This is a genomic window from Cytobacillus oceanisediminis 2691 (genome assembly GCF_000294775.2).
GTDB classification, from domain to species: domain Bacteria; phylum Bacillota; class Bacilli; order Bacillales; family Cytobacillaceae; genus Cytobacillus; species Cytobacillus pseudoceanisediminis.
In genome coordinates this window covers 3192361-3214818 of the sequence record NZ_CP015506.1, presented here as the reverse complement: position 1 = coordinate 3214818, position 22458 = coordinate 3192361, and the positions used below count along the sequence as shown (strand labels likewise).

Below are 22458 nucleotides of genomic sequence, written 5' to 3'. Positions count from 1 at the left end.
ACTGTTCCAAGATTAAATCTGCCTTAAGCTTCCACACAGCCTTATATAAAAATAGTAAAAGGGAGTGAGCTTATTGAACATTTATTTAGTTGCAGTTGTTATTTACCTGGTTTTCATGGCGTTGATTGGTGTGTATTTCGCAAAAAAATCGGTGAAAAACAGTGATGATTTCATGGTTGCAGGACGAAGCCTGCCTCTATTCGTCGTAATGGGAACCCTTCTGGCAACGTTTGTAGGTTCTGGAACTGTAGTCGGCGGAGCGAGCTTTATTTACCAATACGGACCGTTTGCCGCTATTTTTAATCTTTCTGGCGGAATTGTTGGAGCGATCATTTTGTATTTTATAGCTTCTAAGATTCGAAAGATTGAGATCTATACAGTGCCAGATCTTTTGGAACGGCGCTTTGGAAAAACAGCTCTTTATATATCATCCGTTATTATCATCTTTGCCTTTGTCGGAATAACAGCCTATCAGTTTACAGGCGGAGCCTATGTGCTGCAATTAACGACTGGGATTCCATTGGAAGTTGGCGCCATCATTATGTGTGCCTTAGTTATCTTCTTAACCGTAAGCGGCGGGCTATTTTCGGTTGCTTATTCAGATGCACTGAGTGCCGTCCTGATTATCATTGGCTTTCTATTCGGGGTTCCCTTTGCATTGAATGCTGTCGGAGGCTTTGAAGGATTAGCTCTATCTTTGCCGGAGGTAAATAAAACCTGGAATGGCGGCCTATCATTCCCTCAGCTTCTCGGTTTCTTCCTGCCATTGTTTTTACTTGTTCTCGGTGATCAAAACATGTATCAGCGATTCTCCGCAGCGAAAGATCCGGACGTAGCCCGGAAATCAACTATTGGATTTTTTGTTGGGAATATTTTTGTCATTAGTTTAACGATCATCTTAGCAACTACCTCCATTGTACTTTTCCCGGAAATCAAGCCCGATACAGCCATTTTATCACTTGCGATAGATGGAGTACCCCTTGTAGTCGGGTTGCTTATTCTCTGTTCAGCCGTTGCCTTTATTATCACAACAGCTACCTCTTATCTTCTATCAGCATCAGGAAATATTGTCAGTGACCTAATCCAGCGTTCAAGTAAGAGCAAGCTGTCAGAAAGTAAACTTCTTTGGTATAACCGCGTGATTGTCGTGATATTAGGAGTCCTTGCGTATGTGTTAGGACAATTCTTCCCAAGCGTCCTGGCCATCCAAATGTATTCCTATACAATGTATGGCGCGTCCTTAACTCCAGCCATTCTTGCAACCGTATTATGGAAGAATGCAACAAAAGCAGGCGTGATCAGCTCCATGATTGTGGGTGGTTCTGCAACGATGATCTGGGAAATCGGTCTTGACCGTCCTTTAGATTGGAATAGTGTGCTGTTTGCCCTTCCATTATCAGTTTTAACACTCATCATTGTCAGTTTGGCAACGAGAAACAAAAGCGTCACAACAGACCTCACTACTGATCATACAAGCTAATATGACTTTAAAAGGAGTTGGAAAGCGTGAATTCAGCGAAACGAATCCATCGATTAAAAGAGTATATGAAAGAACAAGCAATATCTGCCGTGTTTGTATTCAATCCTGACCATCAATTTTATTTAACGAATTTTAAAGCTTTAATTTATTCACGGCCCATCATCTTTCATTTACAGGAAAAGACAGCCATGATTGTTCCTGGCCTTGAAGAGACCCATGCACTGGAACATTCACACGCAGATGAAGTACTCGTCTATTATGAGCATCCTGGGGCCGGTAGGGATGAGACTTCGCATATGGAGCATATACGTGCATTGGTAAAACAAAGTCCTGACTCATCAAAAATTGGTGTGGATTTAGCCTTCATTCCTGGTGAGGTTCTACTCTATCTTCAGGAATCAGGCTATCAGGTGGTTGACATCGGGCAGTTCATTTATCAAATGCGATTTATCAAGGATGAAGAAGAAATTCACATGCTCGAGCAGGCCGGACAATTAGTGAACCTGGCAGTAAGCAAGTCTTTAGCGCAAATTCAAGCGGGAATAACAGAAATGGAAATAGATGCTGCGGGAAATGCGGCACTGTTTGAAGCAACTGCGGCACAATATCCGGATTCGGTGATTGATATTGTGGTTATGTCGCCTTCCGGGTTAAAAAGAAGCATTATGCCGCATGTCTTTTCCAACACAAGAAAAGTTGAAGCTGGAGATGTCATTATTCACAGCAGGCAGGTCGGGCTAAATGGGTATCGTGCTGAATTAGAGAGAACCGTCATTGTCGGGAAGCCAACATCAGAACAGGAAAAGGCGTTTCAAGCTGCTATAGAAGCGCAGCAGCGTGCGATTGATTTTATTAAGCCAGGTGTGAAATTTTCAGAGGTAGATGGTGTTGCCCGTGAAGTGTTTGAAAAGGCGGGACTTGAAAAATATGCGATTCACCGCACTGGACATGGAATAGGTGTATCAGCGCATGAGCAGCCATTTTTGCGTTATGACCATCATGATGTGGTAGAAGAAGGAATGGCATTCTCGATTGAACCTGGCATTTATATACCTGGGGTTGGCGGTTTCAGACACTCTGATACTGTTCTGATTACATCTGATGGATGCCGATTAATCACAGAATATCCGCGTGATATGGAGTCACTGCTTTATTAAGTTAAATATCAAACTTGAAAGGGAGAAGTTTTACACTTCTTCCTTTTAAAATGTTAGGAGGAACATGTGATGGAGTTTGTGATATCGAATGTGCAGCTATTGTATGGGGAAGAGTTGGATTGTAAGAAGGGGTTAGCTCTTTGGATAAAAGATGGTTTGATCAAGGAAATTATCCCTGAACCCAAACTGCCAGCCGGCGTAAAGGTCATTGATGGAAATGGAGGCTTTCTCGCTCCAGGCTTAATAGATTTACATATTCATATGATGTGGGACGGTTCATTAAATCCAGTTCATACCTCTGAAACTGAAGGCTATGAGCAGATGCTGATAAGGGCCGTTGCCAATTGTCAAACCTATCTTCAGCATGGAATAACGACTGTGAGGGACATTGGCTCCATCGATGACATTGCGCTGCACGTTGCAAAAGGGATCAAAAGGGGGCTTATTCCAGGTCCTGATGTCATTGCCAGCGGAAAAACCTTAACCATGACAGGCGGGCATGATCCGTTCTGGGCAAGATTTGTCGATGGGAAGGATGAGGCATTAAAAGGAGTACGCGAACAAATTTTTAAGGGTGCTGAAGTAATTAAAGTAAGTGCAACTGGCGGGGTCTATGGAAGAATAGAAGGGGAACAGGTCGGCCATGCGGAGCTAAGTCTGGAAGAGCAGGAAGTCATCTGTAAAGAGGCACACCGTTTTGGACTCAAAGTGGCGTCCCATGCGATTGGCCGTGATGGAATACTTAATTCGATTCTTGCAGGTGTGGATACAATTGAGCATGGTCACTTTCTGGATGATGAACTGGCTGCCTTAATGGAAGAACGGAATACCGCTTGGATTCCAACCTTGTTCGTCTATAAGCAAATTGCCACACAGGAAGGAATTCCTTCTTATGCACGAAATAAAGCAGAAGAAATCGTCAGCATTCACCGGAATGCATTTGAAACCTATTTTAACCGGAATATTTTAATTGGGGCAGGTTCAGATGCGGGTTCACCATGCACTCCTCACCGGGGGCTGCTGGAAGAATTGTATACCATGAATGAGATTGTTCCTGATGCGAAAAAAGTGCTTAAAACAGCTACAGTAAATGCCGGGAAAATCTTAGGACGTGACGTTGGGCAAATAAAAGAGGGCTACAGGGCAAATCTTATTTTGCTTAAGGGAAATCCGCTTGAGTGCCTGAGTAATTTAGAAAGTATAAAGATGGTTGTAATCAGGGGAGAAGCCGCTTATGAAGCATAACAATAAGAGCCTTGATAAGCAGGCGAAATAAGCAGTGTCCAGGTGACTAGTGTCTGAAGGATAATTTTATCTAGCAAAATATATTTTTAATATAAACACTTTACAGATAGAATTAACTGTGTTAAATTCTACTTATCAAAGGATTCTGAAATTTCAAAAAGATGGTGTGAGTGAATGAGTTGGACTGCTGGCCCATTTAAACAGGAACTGATCAAGGATTATAACAATATCAACCTTCTTTTGTTTAACATTGGTGTCAAAAGTCAAAGAGTCGAGTTTTTGGGGGATAAGATATTAATTTTCGCCAATCATAAGAGAATTCCATCTCTTAAACATTTGGACGAGATTAATCGCTTTGTAACCCGAATGACTGACATTGCCATCATAGATAGTTATAAGGAACATTTAAGGAATGTCCTGGAAGAAAAATATGGGATGAAGGTACTTTCTATTTTAAAGGACTATGATCCCGTAACTGAACTCTCAGGAACGATCATTACCCTGGATCAGGATACAAGTGCCTATATTTCCAGGTAACTAAATAATCGTGACTGGTCCAATGAACTCTTAAGAGTGCATAAAAACCGTCAGTACAAGCTTTCAGACTAGCGTCTGTTTGTTTTGTGCTGACGGTTTTTTTTATAAAAAAATAGAGGAGGCAGCAACATTATGAAAACAATAGAAGATGTATTGATTGCGCTGGATGAACTGACAGGAGGAAGAGTGATTAAATCTCTAAATGACATTACGAGAGGTGAGCATCCCTTTGTCATCATGAAGTCTTCCAACATTCCCGGGAAAGAGATCATTGAAACGCCTGGTCTTGTTTATGGCGATATGAATAAAGAAGTAAAAAAAGTAGCAGTTGCCATGACAATGACAGAAGGAAGTATCGAACTTGCCGGCGCTACTGGTGTCGATGCCATTGTTGCTCATCATCCGATAGCCGAAGCGGCAAATTCGGGCGGAGTTATCTTGAAAAATTATCTGGATTTGTATAATGTAGCTGCATTTGAATTGCATGAAGCCTTCCATGGATTACATCCTGGCATTCCTTTTTTGCACGGCCATCAGGTATACCGTACAGAGGTTTCTTATGGAGGAGTACACGGAAATATTTTATATGCAGGGAAGGTACTCCCTGAGGTGAAAACGCTGGGGGATATTTTAACACGGCTGGACAATTTCATGGGTCTGAGAGATGAAGAGGAATTGTTACATACTGAAAAGGAAATACGCAATAGTTCATCTCTGTCAGAAACAAGTATAGTGACACGCGGGAGAATTGTTCATGGAGAAGAGACAAGCCCCGTGAACAATATTGTGCACATTTTCCCGCATACGGGATTTTCTCCTGAACATTTGCGTCAAGCCATCCAGGAACACCCGGAAGCTGACACAGTTCTCGCTAGCATTAGCCGGGTTTATGATGGACATCCGCTTATTGAAACAGCTAAGGAGTTAGGCCTTAATTTTATTATTGGAAACTGCCATGTGTTAGAAATACTTGAAAATGGTTTACCTTTAGCTTACGCCTTGGACAGACTGCTGCCTGATGTTGAAGTTGTTGTTTTTCGGGAACGCGTGACAAGCATATCCCTAAATGAAATGGGATCTACTCAGTTAAAGAAATATGCAGAAGAAATGGCTGAGGGTTATCTATTGAAAAAAAAGGTTGTCCAAACAGTATAAAAAAAGGAGTGCAGGTAGATGAGCGAGGTTAAATCTTTAGTACAAGAAAATATAGAAATAGAAGAGAATAGTGTCCCGATTCCTTTAACGAGAAAATGGACACGAATTGAAGCAGTCGGTCTCGGTTTAGTCATCCTCTCACTGCTGGTATTGTTAATCACGCCAGGTACATTAGCCGGGTTATTTACTTCCATTGTCGATCAGGTTTTCCCGGTTATCGTAGAGATATTCTTAACCGGCACGGTAGGGGTATCCATAATTGTTAGTGTCATTATAGGCCGGGTACTGGAACGGCTGGGGTTTACGGATGCGTTAATCCGGATATTCATTCCTGTTACAAAGCTGATGAAAGTGAATTCAGCTGTTATCATTCCAAGTATATATAATATTCTTGGTGACATTAATGCTGCCGGAAAAATTGCCGGACCAATCTTAATCCGTTCAGGAGCAACAAAAGCAGAGCAGAAAATAGCGGTAGCCACCATGGTACAATCCCAGCAGTCTTTTGCTACCTTTATGTTAGGCATGGTTGCATTAACGGCTGTAGGGGCCAATGCCTTTGTCGTGGTCGTGCTGGCTGTTTTCATGCCTGTCATTGTTGTCCCGTTCCTGCTTTCTAAAACCATTTACCGGGATACGAAAGCTGTCCAAATTGCAAAGCTGCCTCAATTTACGCCGAAGACTGGCTTTTTGCCCACTTTGTTTAATGGAGCCAGGGAGGGAGCAGAGCTTTTATTCCTTCTCATTATACCGGCTGCCGCCGTCGTGTTTGCTGCTATTGGCGTTCTCGATTATATCGGCATATGGTCAAAATTTGAATCCGGCTTATCAGCCGTTTTGTTAGCTCTAAATATTCATCCGGAGACCGGAATTCTCTCCATATTGGCTAGCCCGGCGCTGGCGATGGCCCAGTTATCGGAAGTAGCGGGTTCTTTGGATCCGCGTTTGGTCATCGGATCATTCGTATTAGCTTCATCCGGCTTGCCTTTGTCTACTGTCTTTGGTCAAATTCCGGTTATATGGGCAGCTAATTCTGATCTAAGTGAAAAGGAAGCAATGGGAGCTGCTGTATTAGGTATCATCATGCGTATTTTGACAGCCTTTTTGATTGTTTATTTCTTAACGCCGATATTAGTTTAATGCTCAGAGCTAAGGTAAAGAAACAATTTTTGCTTGGTATAAGATCTAAATTTTTCCCAGTAAAAAAGAAAGATTGATCAAATATTGATTTGGTGGGATCCTTTCAAATGATTGGGGATCCAGGTGGAGCTCTGTTTTTCTTATAAGATTGTTTTCCTCGTTCCATAAGAAAAGTACGGCCGTTTGATGAATGGGTTCCATAATCCCTTTCATCGGCGCAAGAAGTTCAATTTTAAGATCATCCAGGGGAAAGTCAGGCCGGCAAATAAGCTTACAAGGTGTTGTTTGTAAGGGTTCATAGTGATTTATTGTATGATCAGACAGATAGTGGATCCTCCCGGTAGCTGCAATTCTTTTATCAGGGAGGATCAGTCCAGATTCATGATAGATATCTCTTCCGATGGAGGAAGGGATCTTTTTTTTGTTCCATAAAATGGACATCGAAAAAGTGTTGCCAGGCAAAATCGTCCATGCTCTCTTGGCTATCAGTTCAAATCCGATAAAGGACATGGCTATCCCTCTTTCCTGCTGCTCGATACTGATGTTTATGCTCGAGGAAGAAAAAATATCTGCTATGTATCCATCAATTCATTATGATAGCTGTTACTCACGAACCCTCTTTTTGTTGAGAACTGGCCTGTTAAGAGTTGCCAACTAATCAAAAGCACCAATCCGTTAAAAAACATTAAAAATAGGTTTAACCATGAAGCTAGCTATAATCAGTTAAAGCCAAACGGATATATGATTTTTACTGCGGTTTCAAAAGAAGCCCCCATGTATGGAAAGGGTAAACAATTGGGCAAAGACTATTTTGAGATCATGGAAGGAGTAAAAATGTTTTTCTATGATTCCGACTCAATCAAACCTTATCCCTTAAATGAATAATTACATCGTAAATGTAAAAAATATATTTGTTAAAAATAAATAACTAAGGAGATGATACAAATGGCATTGATACCTTATGATCCATTTAGACAATTAACTAACATTAGGAGAGATTTTGACAGATTATTCAATGATTTCCCTTTTCATTTAGACAATGAAATGAATCAATTGGGGAATATAAGAGTGGATGTTCATGAAACAGATAAAGAGGTAGTAGCAACTTGTGACATTCCAGGCTTACAGAGTAAAGAAGATGTAAACATTGATATTGAAAATAATGTATTGAGAATTAGTGGCTCAATTAACAGAACTAATGAGATTAAAGAAGAGAATTTGCATAGGAGAGAAAGATACACAGGTAGCTTTCAGAGAGCTATTACACTACCAACTCCTGTTTCTGAGGAAGGTATAAAGGCTTCTTATAAGAATGGTGTACTAGAAGTTATCATGCCTAAACAAACTCAAACAAATAAAAAGAAAATTGATGTGGATTTCCATTAAAAATGAACAGTTTGCTACCTGTTATGAAAGAGTTTGGCAGGGATTACTTGCAGGAAATTGCTGAGGAACAACCTGACCTAGTTGATTTGCTAATTTTAAGCTGCCATTTACCTCAGGCAAAGAAAAAAATTATTTTAAATGAGCTGACTAATAATATTAAGAATTCCTACCAGCATTACTTCCTTTGAGGTAATGCTTTTCTTTTGTAAGATACTGATGTTTATGCACGAGGAGGAAAAAATATCTGCTATGTATCCATCAATTCATTATGATAGCTGTTACCCACTAACCCTCTTTTTGTTGAGAACTGGCCTGTTAAGATGTTGTTTGCCAAATAATCAAAAGCACTAATCCCTCAGAAAACAGTCTTCATAAAATATAATTTAGCTTTCTGCAGTATGCAATAAGTATGCGTATGCTGCTTTTTTTCCTACCCACTCGATTATTTGTGCGCCCTCCTTGTTTTGATTGATATGTGCCAGATAAAATTCGGGACTGTTTCCCTTGGATTCAGTGCCGAATTTTTTCTATTCATCGCTAAACCGAAATGCTAGAAAAACCTAGGGCTGTAAAATTAATTCTGAAAATTTATAAAAATATAAATTTATGTATTGAAAAGGTAACAAATTAGTAATATAATTACAAACAATAAAACGTTTACTTCATTTTTGAAAAAAATTAAAGTATCTACTTCAAAAAAGGCGGGATAACAATGAGAATCTTGATAGGTGGAATTGCACACGAGACCAACACATTTTCCAATGTGAAAACAACAGTTGAATCGTTTAAGCAATGGGAATGGATACACGGAGATACAATCATACAGAAACATCGAAAAGTAAGAAATTACTTAGGTGGTATGATTGATCGGGCTGAAGAAATTGGGGTGGAAATTATTCCGAGTTTTTCAGCTTTTGCCATGCCCTCAGGGTTAATAACGAAGGAAACCTACGAGAGGCTGATTTATGAATTAACGGATTCTATTAAAGCAGCGGGTGAATTTGAGGCTGTTTGTCTGGCACTTCATGGTGCTGGAGTTGCGGAGGATGCTGATGATCTTGAAGGTGGTATATTATCTGCTGTTAGAGAAATTATCGGATATAAAATCCCTGTTGTTGTCACACTGGATCTTCATGGCAATATAACTGACCAGATGGTTAAAGAAGCTGATGTCCTATTAGGTGTTAATTTCTACCCTCATGTCGATTGTTATGAAAGAGGAAAAGAAGCCATTGATATTACGAAGCAAATTCTTTTAGAAGAAATACATCCAAAGATGAGCCTCAAAAAACTGCCACTTATGATTCCCACTTCCACCACGAATTTACCTCCTGCGAAGCACATTAATGAATTATGCTGGACACGCGAAAAAAACGAAAAAATTATTGATTGTACATTCTTTCATGGATTTCCTTACACCAATATTCCTGAAGTCGGTGTAACGGTTGTAGCTATTACTAATAATGACCAGGAGCTGGCAGATCAAACAGCAGAAGAAATTGCAATAGAAATTTGGAATACTAGAGAGGACTTTTTTCCAGATATCGATACTCCTGAGGAAGGTATAAATAAAGCGTTGAGGATGGAAGGCAAGCCAATCATAATTAACGAAACCTCCGATAATCCTGGGGGCGGTACACCAGGTGATGGAACTCACTTGCTCTCAGCTATGTTAAAAGCAAAGCTTGAAAATGCTTGTTTCGGCTTTATATATGATCCAGAAGTAGTGGATATTGCACATGAAAGTGGAGTGGGGACGGTAATCGAAGTACTGCTCGGCGGAAAAACGGACGATATGCATGGGGAGCCTATACATGTTAAAGCATACGTAAAAACTCTCACTGATGGGCAGTTTATCCAATCTTCGCCGATGGGAAGAGGTGCAAGCATCAATTATGGCAAGTCTGCGAGAGTCATAGTTGATGGGATCGATATTATAATTTGTTCTAAAAGGTCACAGACACTGGATGAACAAATCTTTTTGCTGCATGGGATTGATATAAAATCCTATAAAATCGTGGCCTTAAAATCAAGCCAGCATTTCAGGGCAGGTTTTGAACCGCTTGCAAAGGAAATCATTTCAGTTGACTCTCCAGGATTAAGCAGCTTTAATCTAATATCCTTTAATCATACAAGACTCAGAAAAAAAGTATATCCATTTTATAAGGAAATAACGCTGTTTCAAAAAGAAAAATTCAAGTGAAAAATGGGGGAAAGAAAGTGAAAAAGAAAGTATTAAACATGTTATCCATCACTTTGATAAGTTTCGCAGTCATTTTAACAGGCTGTAATCCAGCTTCCGAAAAAACTGCTGGATCTGACACAACGGGTTCTGCACCACGGGACACGCTGGTAATATCCTCTGTTCGTGAGCCTGACAGCATTGATGTTCATAAAACAACATGGGTTGATGATACCAATGCCCATATATATGACACTTTACTCAAAAGGGATTTAGATGGAAATTTGGTTCCTGGACTTGCTGAAAAGTATGAGGTTTCAGATGACGGGAAAGTTTGGACAATCGTATTAAATAAAACGGCCAAATTCCATTCCGGAGAACCGGTTACTGCTGAAGCAGTTAAGAAAACATTTGAAAGATTTCTGCAGCATTCTGCAGTTAAATTCATAGCAGGGCCACTGGACAAAATTGACGCTGTGGACGAACAAACATTAAAGATTTATTTCACTGAGCCTTTTGCCCCTTTTGCCAGTGGATTAACTACTGCCTATTTAGCACCGATGGATCCTAAAGCACTTGATGAGTATGGAGATGACTTTGGAGAACAGCCGGCTGCAGCGGGATTATTTAAATTTGGAGAACATAAACGAGGATCCTCCATTACTTACATGAAAAATGGCGATTATAGCTGGGGCCCTTCTTTTGTGGACAACAAGGGTGAACCGGCTTATGACAAATTTGAGTTCCGCTTTATTACTGATGATGATACTAGGGTGCTTGAATTTAAGAAAGGTACCACACAAATAATGACAAAGGTACCGCCAAACTATATTCAAGATCTTAAAGAAACAGAAGGTGTAGAGCTTAATAGCATGTACGAACAAGGCATAACATACTTAGGCTTCAATAATAAGAAACCAATATTCCAGGACAAACGTGTCAGACAAGCAATTGCACTTGGGATTGATAGGGAGCCAATTGTTGAGTTTGCTTTGGAAGGATATGCCAAGCCGCTCTTTGGTCCGCTTCCTCATACAATACCTGGTTATAGTGAAAAAGTTGAAGCAGAAGCAAAACAAAAATATAGCCAGAATATTGATAAGGCTAAGTCGCTGCTGGCAGAAGCCGGGTGGAATGATACAGATGGAGATGGAATTGTAGATAAGGACGGAAAGCCTTTCTCCTTTGAATTATGGTTATCGGATGAACCTGTTATGCAAAGAGTTGTCCAAATTATTCAAGGCCAGTTAAAGGAAATCGGAATTGATGTAAAAATTTCAGTTCAAGAAGCAGCGTCCATTGCTGCAAATACACCAAAAGGCCTGCATGATGCCATCCTTAACATGTACGGATGGTCTGATCCAGATATCTTATACATGCTTATGACCAAAGGAAATTCAACCAGATTGCATTACGAATCTGACCAATTACAAGAGATGCTTACTAAAGGCCGACAAACGATGAATCCTGAAGAGCGCATGAAAATCTATGAAGAAGCACAGCAATTTATTGTGGAAGAATCTCCGTGGGTTCCACTATTTGTTCGTGAGAGTATAACGGCTTACCGTGATATTGATGGATTCAAACAAAATCCATATTCACAAAACATTATATTTAATGATATCACTCCGAAATAAAACCACAGAGAAAGTTAGGGATGTTCAGTCATCCCTAACAATCCTATTAATAAAAGGAGGGATCTGAAATATGTCTAAATATATTGTGAAACGTATCCTATCAATGATTGTTACTCTTATTGGGGTGTCTTTTTTAGTCTTTTTGATGATGCATCTTATCCCTGGTGATCCAGTAACCTATATTCTGGGGGATTTTGCCTCAGAAGAATCAATAGTTGAACTGAGAAGTACTCTAGGACTGGATCAGCCGCTGTATATTCAATATTTCGATTATATAAGGAATGTGCTGCAAGGGGACCTGGGAACCTCGTATATAACAGGACTGACAGTTGGAGAAGAAATTTATGCCCGATTTCCCATAACATTTCAATTAGCGGTCTATAGTTTGATTATTGGATCTTTATTTGGAATCTTAATGGGGATTTTAGCTGCTGTTAAACAAAATACAATTTTTGACCAATTAGCCATGGTCATTTCTTTAATAGGAATCTCTGCACCAGGATTTTGGATTGCCCTATTCTTGATTTGGATTTTTTCCTATCAGCTTAACCTTTTTCCTATTTCAGGATACGAAGGCTTTCATTCATTAATTCTGCCTTCCATTACTCTGGGTTTAGGATCAGCCGGAAATATAGCCAGAATGACAAGGTCAAGTATGCTTGAAGTCATTAAACAGGATTTTATGAGAACAGCTCAAGCTAAAGGGCTTGCCCTGATAAATATGATTTTTCAGCATGCTCTCCAAAATGCCATGATACCGGTTATTACTTTAATTGGTCTGCAGTTTGGTTTTTTATTAGCAGGTGCCGTGGTCATTGAAACCGTATTTTCACTCCCGGGATTAGGCAGTTTTTCAATAGAAGCCATTTCGAAGAGGGATTTGCCAACCGTACAAGGGCTGGTTCTATTTATGGCATTTCTTTTTATCATAACTAACCTAATAGTGGATCTTGTTTATAGTATGGTGGATCCACGTATTAAATATTAGAAAGGGGTGCAGGCTTTTTGAATAGTACAGCACCTAAACTTACAAATTCCGAAACTAATTTAACTCCTCCTCAGAATAATAGAAAGGAAGAAGTAAAATCCAAATCGTACTGGTCTTTAGTTGGGAAAAGGATCATCACGAACAAGAGTGCAGTTATCGGCGCGTCCATTTTATTGTTTTTCGTTTCGGTATCTTTGCTTGCCCCGCTCATTGCCCCACACCCAGTAGATGTAATGAAATTCGAACAGCGGTTCCTGCCTCCAGGGGGAGAAAATTTATTAGGAACAGATGAATTCGGGAGAGATATTTTTTCAAGAATGTTATATGGAGGCCGGGTCTCCTTAATGATGGGGCTTGTTGCAGTACTAATTGCAGGAACAATCGGGGTTATTTTAGGCATCATTTCGGGCTATTACCGACGAATTGATATTTATATTATGCAAGTTATGGATATCTTATTGGCGTTTCCTTCCCTTCTTCTTGCTATTGCCATTATTGCAGTGCTTGGGGTCGGTTTAACTAATGCCATGATTGCGGTTGCAATCTCTGTTATTCCTTCCTATGTAAGGGTGGTCCGGGGAACTGTCTTGTCCATACGGGAGAAAGAATATATTGAGGCAGTAAAGGCACTGGGAGTATCGGATTTTAAAATCATTGTAAAGCATGTTTTTCCTAATATATTATCACCAGTTATTGTTCTATCCAGTTTACAATTTGGGACTAGTATTCTTGTTGCAGCAGCCTTAAGCTTCTTAGGGCTCGGAGCTCAGCCGCCAACTCCAGAGTGGGGGGCTATGGCGTACGTAGGAAAAGGTTTTTTAGGGCAAGCGTGGTGGATGTCACTTTTCCCTGGTCTGGCCATTATGTTAGTCGTACTTGGATTTAATTTATTAGGTGACGGACTGCGTGATGCTCTGGATCCACGACAAAAATAACTGCTTGGGAGTGAATGGGATGGTGACAGAGTTTGCAGAAAAAGAAGCACTTTTAAAAGTGGACAGCCTTTCTATTAAGTTTAAAACAGGGAAAAAAGATTATGTGAATGCAGTTAGTAAGGTGAATTTTACAATTAATAAAGGTGAAACTCTTGCTTTGGTGGGCGAATCAGGGTGCGGTAAAAGTGTTACTTCCCTTTCCATCATGAGACTAATTTCGAATAGTGTTGGGAAAATTGATGGGAAAATCATATTTAAAGACACAGATTTGAATCAATTGTCAGAAAGAAAAATGCGTTCAATTCGCGGGAAAGATATTTCTATGATTTTCCAGGAGCCGATGACCTCCTTAAATCCTGTCCATAGAATTGGAAGACAGATTAGTGAAGTTCTAAAGCTTCATACAGATCTCACAGGGGAAGAACTACATCAGCAGACTGTTGATATGTTAAAAAAGGTAGGGATTCCACGTCCGGAAAAAATTGTAAACGAATTCCCCCACCAACTTTCTGGAGGGATGAGACAGCGGGTGATGATTGCAATGGCTATGGCTTGTAATCCTAGCCTATTAATTGCGGATGAGCCGACAACTGCATTAGATGTGACCATTCAGGCGCAAATTTTGGATTTAATGAATGACCTCAAAACTAATTATGATACAGCCATATTATTAATAACTCATGATTTAGGTGTAGTGGCAGAAATGGCCGATCGGGTTATGGTTATGTATTATGGACAAATCGTTGAAGAAGCTGATGTAAAAACGATATACAAAAATCCAAAACACCCTTATACAATTGGTCTATTAAACTCGATTCCCAGTCTGGAAGAGGATCATGATACCCTTCAGCCAATTGAAGGCAATGTACCTAATTTAGGAGAGGTAACGAAAGGGTGTCCGTTTTATTCCAGATGCACTCATGCTCATGCTAAATGTTCTATAGAAAACCCGCCTTTAATAAAAGCGAATAATGAGCAGGCAGTCAGATGTTGGCTATATATTAAAGAGGAGGCATTAGCATGAGTGAAATACTGCTTGAGGTACATGACCTAAAAACATATTTTCCTATAAGCAAGGGCTTTATTTCTAAAAAAAAGGACTATGTTAAAGCAGTTGATGGTGTAACATTCAACTTGTTTAAAGGAGAAACATTAGGAATTGTTGGGGAAAGCGGATGCGGCAAATCCACAACTGGAAGAAGCATCCTAAGATTAATTGAACCAACTAGCGGCAAAATTAAATTTGAAGGCAGAGATACACTAAGCTTGAAAAAGAATGAGATGAGAAAGCTGCGAAAACAAATGCAAATTGTTTTCCAAGATCCTTTCGCTTCTTTAAATCCCCGTCTCCGAATCTCTTCCATTTTAGAGGAAGCATTGTCAACACATAATATAGGAAAGAACAAGAAAGAACGAAGCGAAAAAGCGATAGAGATATTGGAAATGGTAGGGTTAAACGCTTATCATGCCGATCGCTATCCTCATGAATTTAGCGGTGGACAAAGACAAAGGATTGGAATTGCCCGCGCAATCGCTGTGAACCCGTCACTAATAATAGCTGATGAGCCAGTTTCTGCTTTGGATGTATCAGTACAAGCACAAATACTTAATCTGTTTCAGAGTCTTCAGAAACAGTTGGGCTTAACATATATTTTTATTGCCCATGATTTGAGTGTTGTTAAACACATAAGTGACAGAATAGGAGTAATGTATCTGGGGAGAATGGTAGAGTTTGCAGATAAGAACCAATTGTTTTCAGAACCGCTGCATCCTTATACTAAATCGCTTATGTCATCTGTTCCCGTTCCGAATCCTGAAGTTGAAAAGAAAGACCGGATTATCTTAACTGGTGATGTTCCAAATCCAGCAAGTCCTCCCCAGGGCTGTTCATTCCACCCGCGTTGTTTCGCATGTATGGAAACATGTAAATCCAAAAAGCCTCGTAACATTGAGGTTAATCCAGGCCATTTTGTAGCATGTCACCTGTATGATCCTCAAATAATGGGTAAAGAAAACAATTTTTAATAAAAAGGAAGATACTGAATGGATATAAATCAGATTGCATTACAACGAATAAAATTACCATTAAAATCTCCGTTTGAAACTAGTTTCGGTAAAGTTACTGAAAAAGATATTATTATTGTTAAGGCTTATAGCGGCGATAAAGTGGGTTTTGCTGAAAGTGTCGCTATGCCCTATCCAATATATAACGAAGAGACTACAGGTACTGTATGGCACATGCTTGAAAAATACCTAATCCCTCAACTGTTGGATAAAGGAATTCAAGAGCCAAAAGATGTGTCAGAAATGTTTTCATATATACGCAGAAATAATATGGCAAAAGCTGCTCTTGAAATGGCTGTATGGGATTTGTATAGCAAGCTAAAAGGACAGCCGCTTTCTGCTGTATTGGGAGGTAAGCGTTCAGAGATTGAAGTGGGTGTCAGCATTGGAATAGAAGACAGTATAGAGACTCTTTTAAACAGGGTGGAAGGTTTTTTAGAGAATGGATATAAAAAGATAAAGGTGAAAATTAAGCCAGGCTGGGACCTTGAACCAGTGGAGGCTATTCGCAAAAAATTCGGAGATCAAATTCCGCTGATGGCTGATGCTAATTCTGCTTATAGCCTAAATGATAAACAGCTATTAAAGGAACTGGATCAGTTTAATTTAATGATGGTTGAGCAGCCATTAGCTCATGATGACATTATCGACCATGCCAAACTGCAGGCAGAAATGAAAACACCTATCTGTTTAGATGAAAGCATTCATTCTGCAGAAGACGCAAGAAAGGCAATCGAAATTAATGCATGTAAAATTATCAATATAAAGGTTGGGCGTGTCGGAGGACTAACGGAAGCAATTAAAATGCACGATCTCTGTGAGGAGAATAATATTCCTGTATGGTGCGGCGGTATGCTTGAAGCAGGAATTGGCAGGGCTCATAACATTGCTATTGCTTCATTAAGTAACTTCAGTATTCCAGGTGATACATCCGCTTCCAGCCGTTATTTCGATGAAGATATCATTTTACCGGAAGTGACTCTATCAAAACCAGGCATTATCACTGTTCCAGAACAACCAGGCATTGGTTTTGACATTAATCAGGAACTTATAGATAAACTTACAGTTAATGAACAGGTCTATAAACGGGACACTGTGACCTTTTATTAATTATTTAATATAGCGGGGCTATTGAAAATTATAGGTGGGGGAGGGGGTGATATACCAGTGGTTTTAACAGAACCAATTGTATATAAAAATATCGAAGGTTTAAAGGAAATACAAGACGTAGTTAGTTTTCAAGAAGAGATTTGGGGGAAAGACGCTGTCACACCCCTTCCACAGCTTATTGCTGCTGCTCACCATGGCGGAATCTTAATCGGAGCTTTTAATAAAGGGGAGTTACTCGGCTTTTCATACGGTTTTTCGGGTTATAAAAATGGAGAGGCGTATTTGATTTCTCATATGACTGGCGTCCGCAGCAAGTATCAAAACTATGGCATTGGATTACAGCTAAAACTGAAGCAAAGGAATTGGGCCGTTGATTACGGCTATTCTAAAATTGTATGGACCTTTGATCCTTTAGAAGCTAGAAATGCATATTTTAACCTAAATAAGTTAGGGGCATATGCAAAAACTTACTATCCTTCTTATTACGGAGAAATGACTGATAAACTGAACATAGGTCTCCCTTCTGATCGTTTTTTAGCAGAGTGGGATATTTGTTCCAACAGGGTGAAGAACACATTGGCAGGTGTAATTCAAAATGATATATCAGTTAAAAATTATCGTCACCTTCTTGCATGGCGCAATCTTAGAAATGTACCATATCCCCTTGATGAAGAACCAGTAAAGGGTGAAAAAGGATACCTGATACCTGTCCCAGTGAACTTCCAAAGTTTAAAACAAGAAAATGATGAGGCTGCGAAGGCTTGGAGATATAAGCTGAGAAATGCGGTACGTAATGCTTTATCTGAAGGTTATACAGTAACTGGAGTGCTGAAAAATAGTAACACCCATGTCCATTTTTATATTCTTGAAAATGAGAACCTTTCAACCCATTAAATAAGATAAGGGAGAGTTGAAATGAGTTTCCGAACTACAGTACCTGAAGATATTTATAAATTTGAATGGCCAAGTAATCCCACTATATCGCCTGATGGAAAACAGGTTGTATATGAAAGAACCGTCACATGTGTGAAAGAAAATATTTATGAAACACACCTGTATTTAAGCGATGTGCACGGTAAATCGAGAAAAATTTTGACGTCCTCCGGGACAAGTAATACCAATCCAGTCTGGTCACCAGATGGAAAAACAATTGCATTTATCTCAAACCGTGCTTATGGACGGCAGGTATGGCTACTATCTCTTGACGGCGGAGAGGCCCGGTGTCTGACGAGATTTCTGCGGGGAATCAGTTCGATTGTATGGTCGCCTGACGGCAGTACGATTTACGGGTTGGTTCCCGTAGCAGGAAATTCAAAACTTGAAACTTTTCATGACCAAAAAACGATGAGTGAAGCCGAAAGCGATATAGAGAAAGGAAACATGTCATGGGGAAATGGACCTAAACATTACACTAATCTTTATTATAAATCTGATGGGATTGGTTTCCACAAACCGCAAAAGCGTCAGCTTGTGGCAATTAATATAGAAACCTGTTCGTTTACACAGTTAACACGAGGAACAACTGACGTCCATGAGCCTGTTGTTTCCCCTGACGGTAAGTATATTGCTTTCAGCACAAGCAGTGAGGATGAAAACTTTCTTTTTGGAGGACAGATTTATCGTGTGCCGGCTTCCGGAGGGGAAGTGGAATTGCTCTATAGTAATAAAAAAGCAAGCTTGCCATCTTACTCACCAGATGGAAAATGGATAGCTTTTTTTGGAATCCATGCAGACCAAAAACAATTGTTTGTTATGCCTGCAGCTGGTGGGAAACCAAGGTGTCTAAGCAAACAATACCCTGATACACTCGCTGATATGACTTTTACAGATATGCGATACCTTAGATATTCATTGCGCCCTCAGTGGTCAAATAATAGCAGCTATGTATATGGTCTCGGAACACGGGAAGGACGGAATGAAATTGTAAGATTCCCGATTGATGAAAACGATGATCGAGCAGAAATCATTATAGGTGGGGACCGGACGATATTTCATTATTCCTTCGACGGAGTTGAAACGATTACTATAGCCTATTCGACAGTTAATCACCCTGGAAAAGCAGCAGTAATTAGGATTGATGAAGCTAGTACAGTCGATTGTAAGTATCGGCAGCCAAAGGAAGCTTTTTCTCAAATCCGCATGCCACTCTTTCCTGAAACTGAGATTCGTCTGGATGACTGCAACGACGAGTTGTTATCCGAACTAAAAGTGGTAGAACCGGAGGTCTTTACGTATAGATCTGAAGACAATTGGCATATACAGGGATTTTTACTAAAGCCGGCTAATTTTGATCCTAAGAAGAAATATCCAGTTATACTTGACATTCATGGAGGGCCGCATTCTGCATATGGTTTCTCCTATTTCCACCAATTGCAGCTATTTGCTGCGCAGGGGTACGCCGTTATCTATACAAATCCACGAGGCAGCTCAGGATTTAGTGAAGAATTTACCAATGCAGTACATGGGGATTATGGCGGCAAAGATATGAAGGACATCTTGAATGGTTTAGATTATGCCTTACAAAACTATCACTTTCTTGACGAGAATCGGGTAGCTGTTAATGGTATTAGCTACGGCGGATTTATGGTTAATTGGCTTATCACTCGTACAGATCGATTTTTTGCAGCCGTATCTGAAGGATGTATTTCCAATTGGATTTCTATGTATGGTACAAGCGATATATCCCCCTATTTCGTTGAACAGGAGTTTCTGGGAAAAACAGACCCTGAAACACTTTGGAGGTTTTCGCCACTTGCTTATGCAGATCATGTAAAGACACCGCTTTTGCTGCTGCATAATGAAAGTGATTTGCGATGTCCCATTGAGCAGGCCGAGCAGTTTTATTCCCATATTAAGCGTCATGGAGGTGAGGTTGAATTTGTTCGTATCCCCGATTCCAGCCATGGCCTCCTTCAATATGGAAAACCTGAATTAAGAATAGCTAGGCTGAATGCAATGCTCGATTTTGTCAATGCACATCTGCCTATAAAAAATCTTCAAACCTCAGCTCAATAAATACTGAAAACGGACTGCAAGTCCTTTATAAAAACAATATAGGAGGAAAAGAAATGAAAAAAGCAGAAAATTTTAAAGCATTTGAAGAGACTGTGCAAAAGTTAACGGAAAAACACATGATTCCTGGTACCTCAGTAGCAATAGCCCAAGAAGGAGAAATCGTTTACCATAAAGGATTTGGGTTCCGTAACGTGGAGGATGCATTGCCTGTAACAGAAGATACTGTTTTCGGGATTGGGTCCATCACAAAATCATATTCTTGTGTGGCTATTATGCAGCTGCAGGAAGCAGGAAAATTAAATGTTCATGATCCGGTAATCAAATACCTGCCGGAATTCAACGTTAATAATGAAGAGGCGCTAAAACAAATCACCATTCACCACTTCATGACACACTCATCTGGTTTACCTCCAATGTCCTCTCTAGTTTATGCAATGAAACGATCGATGGATATTGACCCATCTGCACAAAATTATCCAGGTTTAAAGATCGAGCAGGAAAATTACGAACCAATCGACACATATGAACAACTTATGCAGTTTATTGCAGACCAGGATTTTGAATTATTAGGGGACCCTGGTACACAGTTTAGTTATTCAAATGATGCATATGCTTTATTAGGAACCATCATCGAACGTGTTAGCGGGAAAAGCTACGAACAATATGTATATGATCATATCCTTTCTCCTTGTGGTATGAAATACAGCTGCTTCATGATCGAGGAATATGGTGACTATGAAAATATCACCACTTGTTATGCAGAGGACAGTAGTGAAGGAACGAAGCGTATTATTCCTGCTCCGATTTGGTGGGACGCTCCATCTATGCGAGCTGCAGGCTTTCTAAAATCGACTGCTGGGGACATGTTAAGGTACGCCGAAATTTTCCGTAATGCTGGTGTAGTAAACGGTAAGCGAATCTTATCTGAGGAAAGTGTAAAAGAAATGGTTAAACCTCATATTCAAACACAGCCAGGAAGGTTTTATGGCTATGGGTTAATGATTACCCCTGACTATTTTGGTACTACTCTGGTTGAACATGGTGGAGGGTTAAAGGCAATTTCTGCACAATTAAGTATTTTACCTGAAAAAGGAGTTTCTGGTGTGGTCCTGACAAATTTGGCAGGTGTTCCTGCTGCACGTGTTATGCAGCTTGCATTTAATGCCTATGCAGGAAGGGAAGTAGAGGCATCTCACATTTCCTTTGAAGAATACGAGATTGGTGAAGAGCGGCTGGAACAGTACCAAGGAGAATATGAGTCAAATGAAGGAATGAAAGTATCGATTGTAATAAAAGATGGAAAGCCGGTTCTTATTTCACAAAAAGCTGAGATACCTATCATGTTTGTAAAAGAAAATGCTTTTATTGCGTATGTTAACGACTCTACAGAAATAGCTGAAATTTTAGTAGATGATAATAATGAACCATGGGGTATTTCTTATCACTTTAGACAATTCCCTAAAGTTTCAACAAAACAAGTTGTTAAATAAATGAAACCGTATATACAAAAGATGGAGGGGTGTTTGCTATGAGTTTACAGGATCGTCTAGAAGAAGTTTTACGGGATGCCAGTGGTACTTTTGGTGTATATGTTAAACATTTGGAAACCGGAGAGACTGCTGCAATCAATGAGAACCGTTTTTTCCAGGCTGCCAGTGTCTTTAAGATTCCCATTTTGGCCGCTTTATACCGTGATGTTCATTTAGGGAAGGTCAATTTGCAAGAGCGTATCCGGCTTGAAGAAGCAGACTTAGTAAATGGATCCGGTATATTTAAAGAGTTAATTCCAGGAATCGATGTTACCATAAAAAATTTAGCAACAATGATGATCATTGTAAGTGATAATGTTGGAACAGATAAGATATTGCGTATTATAGGTAAAGAAAATGTAAATCAATATATGAAAGAAGTCGGGCTAAACAATACTTACATTCGTTTTAGCTGCTGGGAACTTCTTTGTTCATGTGTTGGACTTCCGCCACAAGGATTTTCACTTGAACTTTATCATGAAATAAACCGTCGATTTAAAAATGGTGAAATTGATTATAATTCGATTGTGTTCCAAGAAAGTATAGATAATAATGTAACAACTGCATTTGATATGGCGTTGTTATTAGAAAAGATTGCAAATAAACAATTAATTTCGGAAAAAGCTTGTGATGATATGTTTGAAATTCTTGAAAAGCAGCAATTCCGAAATAGGATACCTTACTTATTACCTGCGACTACAGTTGTCGCTCATAAAACAGGCACCGTTGCAAGTGTTGTAAATGACGCAGGAATCGTGGAGCTGCCAGATAACAAAGGAAGGTTTATCATTTCCGCATTTTCAATTGGCAACAAATCAGAAGCTGAGGGTGCAAGAAAAATTGCTGAATTATCCAGAGCAGCTTATGGTTATTTTCGAACCGAAGTAACCGTGTAAAT

20 protein-coding genes and 1 pseudogene are annotated in these 22458 nt (G+C 39.7%); 20 read left to right on the top strand and 1 reads right to left on the bottom strand.

The features are described 5' to 3' along the window. Nucleotides 1-73 precede the first annotated feature (73 nt). The 6 genes from A361_RS16170 (at nucleotide 74) to A361_RS16145 (ending at nucleotide 6714) form a co-directional block, all read left to right on the top strand. Complete coding sequence (locus A361_RS16170; protein WP_019382238.1) at nucleotides 74-1480, top strand: sodium:solute symporter family protein; 1407 nt, start codon at nucleotides 74-76, stop codon at nucleotides 1478-1480. A 26-nt stretch (nucleotides 1481-1506) separates the two neighbouring features. Continuing rightward, a complete protein-coding gene (locus tag A361_RS16165; protein ID WP_019382237.1) occupies nucleotides 1507-2637 on the top strand; it encodes a M24 family metallopeptidase in 1131 nt (376 codons plus the stop codon). A gap of 69 nt (nucleotides 2638-2706) precedes the next feature. Beyond that, complete coding sequence (locus tag A361_RS16160) at nucleotides 2707-3882, top strand: metal-dependent hydrolase family protein (protein WP_019382236.1); 1176 nt, start codon at nucleotides 2707-2709, stop codon at nucleotides 3880-3882. Between the two features lie 174 nt (nucleotides 3883-4056). Beyond that, complete coding sequence (locus tag A361_RS16155) at nucleotides 4057-4419, top strand: Na-translocating system protein MpsC family protein (RefSeq protein ID WP_019382235.1); 363 nt, start codon at nucleotides 4057-4059, stop codon at nucleotides 4417-4419. Between the two features lie 132 nt (nucleotides 4420-4551). Next, nucleotides 4552-5574, top strand: coding sequence for a Nif3-like dinuclear metal center hexameric protein (locus tag A361_RS16150; protein ID WP_019382234.1), 1023 nt, complete (start codon nucleotides 4552-4554; stop codon nucleotides 5572-5574). Nucleotides 5575-5592: 18 nt separating this feature from the next. After that, nucleotides 5593-6714 carry a hypothetical protein gene (locus A361_RS16145; protein WP_019382233.1) on the top strand — a complete coding sequence of 374 codons (1122 nt, stop codon included), beginning with the start codon at nucleotides 5593-5595 and terminating at the stop codon, nucleotides 6712-6714. Nucleotides 6715-6759: 45 nt separating this feature from the next. Here A361_RS16145 and A361_RS16140 read toward each other — a convergent pair whose 3' ends face one another. Next, nucleotides 6760-7224 (bottom strand): hypothetical protein, encoded by a 465-nt coding sequence (locus A361_RS16140; protein WP_019382232.1) that lies wholly within the window; start codon nucleotides 7222-7224, stop codon nucleotides 6760-6762. Between the two features lie 204 nt (nucleotides 7225-7428). On the opposite strand from A361_RS16140, the pseudogene A361_RS29470 reads away from it, so the two are divergent. The 14 genes and pseudogenes from A361_RS29470 to A361_RS16075 all read left to right on the top strand — a co-directional run. Beyond that, nucleotides 7429-7578, top strand: a pseudogene (locus tag A361_RS29470) (SAM-dependent methyltransferase); the annotation flags it as partial. An 81-nt stretch (nucleotides 7579-7659) separates the two neighbouring features. Further along, nucleotides 7660-8100, top strand: coding sequence for an Hsp20/alpha crystallin family protein (locus A361_RS16135; RefSeq protein WP_019382230.1), 441 nt, complete (start codon nucleotides 7660-7662; stop codon nucleotides 8098-8100). 2 nt (nucleotides 8101-8102) lie between these two features. Beyond that, complete coding sequence (locus A361_RS16130; protein WP_019382229.1) at nucleotides 8103-8288, top strand: hypothetical protein; 186 nt, start codon at nucleotides 8103-8105, stop codon at nucleotides 8286-8288. A gap of 524 nt (nucleotides 8289-8812) precedes the next feature. Next, on the top strand, nucleotides 8813-10303 hold the full coding sequence (locus A361_RS16125) for a M81 family metallopeptidase (protein WP_019382228.1): 1491 nt from the start codon (nucleotides 8813-8815) through the stop codon (nucleotides 10301-10303). 17 nt (nucleotides 10304-10320) lie between these two features. Continuing rightward, nucleotides 10321-11919 (top strand): ABC transporter substrate-binding protein, encoded by a 1599-nt coding sequence (locus A361_RS16120; RefSeq protein WP_019382227.1) that lies wholly within the window; start codon nucleotides 10321-10323, stop codon nucleotides 11917-11919. 70 nt (nucleotides 11920-11989) lie between these two features. Then, nucleotides 11990-12907: an ABC transporter permease gene (locus A361_RS16115; protein WP_019382226.1), complete on the top strand. Its 918-nt coding sequence runs from the start codon at nucleotides 11990-11992 to the stop codon at nucleotides 12905-12907. Nucleotides 12908-12924: 17 nt separating this feature from the next. Next, nucleotides 12925-13842, top strand: a complete 918-nt coding sequence (locus A361_RS16110; RefSeq protein WP_019382225.1) for an ABC transporter permease — start codon at nucleotides 12925-12927, stop codon at nucleotides 13840-13842. A gap of 19 nt (nucleotides 13843-13861) precedes the next feature. Continuing rightward, nucleotides 13862-14866, top strand: coding sequence for an ABC transporter ATP-binding protein (locus A361_RS16105; RefSeq protein WP_019382224.1), 1005 nt, complete (start codon nucleotides 13862-13864; stop codon nucleotides 14864-14866). Next, nucleotides 14863-15867: an ABC transporter ATP-binding protein gene (locus tag A361_RS16100; protein ID WP_019382223.1), complete on the top strand. Its 1005-nt coding sequence runs from the start codon at nucleotides 14863-14865 to the stop codon at nucleotides 15865-15867. Before A361_RS16105 ends, A361_RS16100 begins: the two co-directional genes overlap by 4 nt. 18 nt (nucleotides 15868-15885) lie before the next feature. After that, nucleotides 15886-17016, top strand: coding sequence for an o-succinylbenzoate synthase (gene menC, locus A361_RS16095; protein WP_019382222.1), 1131 nt, complete (start codon nucleotides 15886-15888; stop codon nucleotides 17014-17016). Nucleotides 17017-17037: 21 nt separating this feature from the next. Then, on the top strand, nucleotides 17038-17910 hold the full coding sequence (locus tag A361_RS16090; RefSeq protein WP_236887894.1) for a GNAT family N-acetyltransferase: 873 nt from the start codon (nucleotides 17038-17040) through the stop codon (nucleotides 17908-17910). Between the two features lie 21 nt (nucleotides 17911-17931). Further along, the gene (locus A361_RS16085; protein ID WP_019382220.1) at nucleotides 17932-20031 is read left to right on the top strand and encodes a S9 family peptidase; all 2100 of its coding nucleotides are present in this window, start codon (nucleotides 17932-17934) and stop codon (nucleotides 20029-20031) included. A 53-nt stretch (nucleotides 20032-20084) separates the two neighbouring features. Further along, nucleotides 20085-21521, top strand: coding sequence for a serine hydrolase domain-containing protein (locus A361_RS16080; protein ID WP_019382219.1), 1437 nt, complete (start codon nucleotides 20085-20087; stop codon nucleotides 21519-21521). Between the two features lie 38 nt (nucleotides 21522-21559). Further along, nucleotides 21560-22456 carry a serine hydrolase gene (locus tag A361_RS16075; protein WP_019382218.1) on the top strand — a complete coding sequence of 299 codons (897 nt, stop codon included), beginning with the start codon at nucleotides 21560-21562 and terminating at the stop codon, nucleotides 22454-22456. The last annotated feature ends 2 nt before the right edge of the window (nucleotides 22457-22458 follow it).

Bases quoted from the DNA above. Each gene is read 5' to 3' on its own strand.
- A361_RS16160 (WP_019382236.1), top strand. From the start codon at position 2,707: ATGGAGTTTGTGATATCGAATGTGCAGCTATTGTATGGGGAAGAGTTG.
- A361_RS16155 (WP_019382235.1), top strand. From the start codon at position 4,057: ATGAGTTGGACTGCTGGCCCATTTAAACAGGAACTGATCAAGGATTAT.
- A361_RS16150 (WP_019382234.1), top strand. From the start codon at position 4,552: ATGAAAACAATAGAAGATGTATTGATTGCGCTGGATGAACTGACAGGA.
- A361_RS16145 (WP_019382233.1), top strand. From the start codon at position 5,593: ATGAGCGAGGTTAAATCTTTAGTACAAGAAAATATAGAAATAGAAGAG.
- A361_RS16140 (WP_019382232.1), bottom strand. From the start codon at position 7,224: ATGTCCTTTATCGGATTTGAACTGATAGCCAAGAGAGCATGGACGATT.
- A361_RS16135 (WP_019382230.1), top strand. From the start codon at position 7,660: ATGGCATTGATACCTTATGATCCATTTAGACAATTAACTAACATTAGG.
- A361_RS16130 (WP_019382229.1), top strand. From the start codon at position 8,103: ATGAACAGTTTGCTACCTGTTATGAAAGAGTTTGGCAGGGATTACTTG.
- A361_RS16125 (WP_019382228.1), top strand. From the start codon at position 8,813: ATGAGAATCTTGATAGGTGGAATTGCACACGAGACCAACACATTTTCC.
- A361_RS16115 (WP_019382226.1), top strand. From the start codon at position 11,990: ATGTCTAAATATATTGTGAAACGTATCCTATCAATGATTGTTACTCTT.
- A361_RS16105 (WP_019382224.1), top strand. From the start codon at position 13,862: ATGGTGACAGAGTTTGCAGAAAAAGAAGCACTTTTAAAAGTGGACAGC.
- A361_RS16100 (WP_019382223.1), top strand. From the start codon at position 14,863: ATGAGTGAAATACTGCTTGAGGTACATGACCTAAAAACATATTTTCCT.
- menC (WP_019382222.1), top strand. From the start codon at position 15,886: ATGGATATAAATCAGATTGCATTACAACGAATAAAATTACCATTAAAA.
- A361_RS16085 (WP_019382220.1), top strand. From the start codon at position 17,932: ATGAGTTTCCGAACTACAGTACCTGAAGATATTTATAAATTTGAATGG.
- A361_RS16080 (WP_019382219.1), top strand. From the start codon at position 20,085: ATGAAAAAAGCAGAAAATTTTAAAGCATTTGAAGAGACTGTGCAAAAG.
- A361_RS16075 (WP_019382218.1), top strand. From the start codon at position 21,560: ATGAGTTTACAGGATCGTCTAGAAGAAGTTTTACGGGATGCCAGTGGT.